3 protein-coding genes and 1 pseudogene are annotated in these 4,135 nt (G+C 66.3%); all 4 read right to left on the bottom strand.

What is annotated here, in order from left to right:
- Window positions 1-189: pseudogene (locus AACR77_RS11760) on the bottom strand (hypothetical protein); the annotation flags it as partial.
- Window positions 190-264: 75 nt separating this feature from the next.
- The gene (locus AACR77_RS11755; RefSeq protein ID WP_042881684.1) at window positions 265-1,488 is read right to left on the bottom strand and encodes a type II secretion system F family protein; all 1,224 of its coding nucleotides are present in this window, start codon (window positions 1,486-1,488) and stop codon (window positions 265-267) included.
- Window positions 1,489-1,535: 47 nt separating this feature from the next.
- On the bottom strand, window positions 1,536-3,248 hold the full coding sequence (gene mshE, locus AACR77_RS11750; RefSeq protein ID WP_041214305.1) for an MSHA fimbrial ATPase MshE: 1,713 nt from the start codon (window positions 3,246-3,248) through the stop codon (window positions 1,536-1,538).
- 73 nt (window positions 3,249-3,321) lie between these two features.
- The coding region (locus AACR77_RS11745) for a tetratricopeptide repeat protein (RefSeq protein WP_042881682.1) at window positions 3,322-4,135 on the bottom strand (814 nt) is incomplete at its 5' end.

The raw sequence follows: 4,135 nt of genomic DNA, 5'->3' as shown, positions 1-4,135 counted from the left end.
CCCGTGCAGCCGCTGGACCCGCTCGGCAAACTGCTCCCCCAGCAGGGTCAGGCTGACCGCCAGCGCCGCTTCCCTGTGGCTGCGATAGCTCAGGGCCAGGGTGGCAAGGATGACCAGCAGCAGGATGCAGGCGATCAACCGCCTGTAGCCTCCCAGCCAACGCTCATCCTGCTCGGACTGTCTGCTCATCGCATCACTTGCCCCGCACGGCCCGCATCATCTCCCCGCCATTGGGAGAGTGAAGATGCTGGTTGCACAGATAACTCACGACTGACCCCGCACGGCCCGCATCATGTCCCACATGGGCGTAAAGATGCCGAGCGCCAGCACCAGCACCATGACGGCCACTATGCCGATCAGGATGGGTTCGATGCGGGCGGTGAGGCTCTTGAGGTCATAATCCACCTCACGCTCGTAATACTCGGCCGCTTCGTGCAGCAGCTCGTCCACCTGGCCGGTCTCTTCCCCCACCGCGATCATCTGCATCACCAGGGGAGTGAACAGGCCGCTGGCGCCGGCGGTGCGCAGCAGGCTCTCGCCGCGCTCGATGCCGCCCCGCATGTCGCGGATCTGCCCCGCCATCCAGGCGTTGTCCACCGCATCGGCCACCAGGGTCAGCGCCGTGTTGAGCGGCACGCCGGCCTTGAGCATCATGGAGAAGCTGCGGGCAAAACGGGCAAGCAGGGAGCGCTCTATGATGGAGCCGACGATGGGCAGCCGCAGCTGCCATCTGTGCCAGGCCAGCCTGCCTTTGGTGGTGGCGACCCAGCGTCGCCAGCCGACGACGGCGCCCACCAGGATGGCGAGCAGCAGCCACCAGTAGTGAACGAAGAAGTGGGAGGTGGCCAGCAGGATCCGGGTCGCCAGCGGCAGCTCCACCCCGAACTTGGCAAACATCCCGGCAAAGACGGGGATCACCATGATGTTGAGGATCACCATGGCGACGGCGATGGCCATCAGCACGAAGGTGGGGTAACGCATGGCGGTCTTGATCCGCTTGCGGGTCTCCAGCTCCAGATCGAAATAGTTGGCGAGCTGCAGGAAGGCCTCCTCCAGCTGACCCGTGTTCTCCCCCACGTGGATGATGGCCACGAAGAGGCTGCTGAACACCTTCGGGTGCGACTGCATCGCGCTCGACAGCGGCCGGCCGTTGGCCAGATCCTCCCCCAGAGCGTGAAGCGCCCGCTTGAGGGGCTTGCTGTGGGCGCTCTCCTCCAGCCCCGCGATGGCGCGCAGGATAGGGATGCCTGCACGGGTCAGGGCATACATCTGGCGGCTGAAGACTACCAGCTCCTCCAGCTTGACGCTCCCTTCCAGCAGCAGCGACCAGTCGATGCTGGCAGACCTGGCCTTGCCGGCCTTCAGCTCGGTGGGCATCACCCCGCGGCGCATCAGCTGCTCGGCGGCGGCCTGCTCGCTGACCGCTTCCACCACGCCGCTGACGGCCTGGCCCCGGCTGTCACGCCCCTTGTAGGCAAAACGATTCATGGGCGACCCCGGCAGAGTGATTCAGTACGATCCAGATGCCTCATGCGTTACCCCAGGTCCTCGGCCAGCCGAAGCACCTCGTCCACCGAGGTGATCCCCTCGCGGGCATAGTCGAGCGCCGTCAGGGCCAGGGGACGGTAGTGCTCGTGCGCCCGTGCCGCCCGGGCAAACCCCTCGGCATCGTTGCGGCGCAGGGCATCCATCATGGGTTGATCCAGCTCCAGCAGCTCGTACACCCCGATCCGGCCCGCGTAGCCGGTGAAGTTGCAGCTCTGGCAACCCCGCCCCTTGCGATAGCGATGCTGCCCCGGCGCTTCACCGGAAAGCACGGATAGCCAGGTGGCCTGCCCCTCGTCCGGCGCCGTCTCGCAGGCGCAGTGTTCACATACCCGCCGCACCAGGCGCTGGGCCACCACGGCCCGCAGGGCGCTCGCCACCAGATAGCCGGGCGCCCCCATGTCGATGAGACGCAGGGCGCTGGTCACGGCGTCGTTGGTGTGCAAGGTGGTCAGCACCAGGTGGCCCGTGATGGCGCCGCGCAGGCCGATCTCCACCGTCTCGTTGTCCCGCATCTCCCCCACCAGCAGGATGTCCGGATCCTGGCGCAGGGTGGAGCGCAGCACCTGGGAGAAGGTGAGGCCTATCTTGGGATTGACCTGCACCTGGCTGATGCGGGGCAGACGGTACTCCACCGGGTCTTCCACCGTGATGATCTTGTGGCTGGCCTGGTTGAGCTCGGAGAGGGCACCGTAGAGCGTCGTGGTCTTGCCGCTGCCGGTCGGGCCCGTCACCAGGATCATGCCGTGAGGGCGTTTGAGCTGACGGCGGAAGCGGGTCAGGATGGCGGGGGGCATCCCGGTCTCGGCGAGCGACAAGATGCCGGAGGATTGATCCAGCAGCCGCATCACCACGGATTCCCCGTACTGCACCGGCATGGTGGACATCCGCACATCCACGTCGCGGCCGCGCACCTTCATGTTGAAACGGCCATCCTGGGGCAGACGCTTCTCCGAGATGTCGAGCCCGGCCACCAGCTTGAGGCGCAGCACCAGCGCCTGGGCAATGCGCACCTCGCTCAGGATGTTTTCGTGCAGCACGCCGTCGATACGCTGGCGAATGCGCAGCACCTTCTCGTCCGGTTCGATATGGATGTCGGAGGCCCCCACCTGTACCGCGTCCTCGAACAGGGAGCGCAGCAGCTTGGCCACCGTCGCCTCCCCCTCGTCGGCTGCGGCATTGAGGCTGCCGGCCCCCAGCTCGAAGCCGGTCTCCTGGTGCTCTTCGTGCAGTTGCACCGCGAAGTTCTCTATCTCCCGGGTGCGGCGATAGAGGCGGTCGAAATACTCCAGCAGCTGGCCTTCACGGGCCACGGCCAGCACCAGCTCCCGCGGGCTGAGCAGGGCAGCGATGGCGTCGAGGGCGCTCAGGTCCGCCGGATCCGACATCACCACTGTGACCTTGTCGTCGCTCAGGTTGACGGCCAGCGCCCGGTAGCGGCGCGCCTGCACCTCGGGCAACAGCGCCACGGCCGAGACGTCGATGGTAAGGTTGTTGAGATCGAAGAAGGGCACATCCAGCTGACGGGCGAGGAAGGTCAGCAGTTGCACCTCGCTGATGAAGCCGAGATCGATGAGGGTGGTCCCCAGCTTGCGGCCGGTCTGGCGCTGCTGCTGCAGGGCGAGCTGCAGCTGATCATCCGAGATGATCTGTTCCTGTACCAGCAGGTCGCCTAGGCGCATTTTCAGTCTGGGTTGTGCCATTGTTGCTCCGATCTCTGTTGCTTCACGCCCGCTGCCTGGTCCGATGGCATGGGCTCATCGAACTGCCGCTTTATCAATGGGTCAGTTGGCCAATTCGTTGTTCAAGCCATTGGGTGGAGGCCTCCCCCAGATTGCCGTGCAACTGGGCATTGCGATAGGCATCCAGTGCCCGCTGACGGTGTCCCTGACCATCCTCCGCCACCCCCAGTCCCAGCCACCAGCGCCCCTGATCCGGCTGCTGGCGCAACAGCCTGACGTACATCTCGGACGCCTGGACAGGCTGCCCCAGCTCCTGGGCAAGACCGGCCCAGGTGGCGTAATAATCCAGATTGCTGGCGATATCGGGCTGATAGCCGGTGAGCCAATCCAGCGCCTTCTGCCGATCCCCGCCGCTGATGGCCACACGGGCCAGCAGCAGACGCAGGTCCGCCTGCGCGGGATCCAGCCTCAGCCCCTCTTCCAGCACCTGGGCGGCCTCGGTCAGCCGTCCGGCGCCATAGAGCAGGCCCGCCAGCTGTTCCCGCGCCCCCTGGTTGTGGGGATCGTGGGCCAGCACTTCGTAGTAGCCATCCTGCGCCTCCTGCATCCGTCCCTTGGCCATGGCCGTGGTCGCCTTGCGCTCGGCCAGGGTGGCCAGCTCGGCGTCGGAGAGTTCCACCGTCTCGATCTTCAGGATCCCGGGTTTACGCGGCGCGGCGGGTGCAGGCGCCTCTTCGGCGCCCTGCTCAGCAGCCAGCTCGGCATAGAGGTCCGGTTGCAGCTCCTCGTCGCTCGGGATCGTCTCGTCCCCCAGCGCTTCCTCCGGATTGCCCTCATCGGCGAGCACGGCCTCATCGGCCGGAGCCTGTTCGGCTGCGGAGGGGGCCACTATGGCGGCGGTCGACTCG

It is taken from the genome of Aeromonas sp. ZOR0002, assembly GCF_963866995.1.
Taxonomy (GTDB): Bacteria; Pseudomonadota; Gammaproteobacteria; order Enterobacterales; family Aeromonadaceae; genus Aeromonas; species Aeromonas caviae.
The sequence above is the reverse complement of the archived record's forward strand: the minus strand, read 5'-3'. Positions and strand labels throughout refer to the sequence as shown.

Bases quoted from the DNA above. Each gene is read 5' to 3' on its own strand.
- AACR77_RS11755 (WP_042881684.1), bottom strand. From the start codon at position 1,488: ATGAATCGTTTTGCCTACAAGGGGCGTGACAGCCGGGGCCAGGCCGTC.
- mshE (WP_041214305.1), bottom strand. From the start codon at position 3,248: ATGGCACAACCCAGACTGAAAATGCGCCTAGGCGACCTGCTGGTACAG.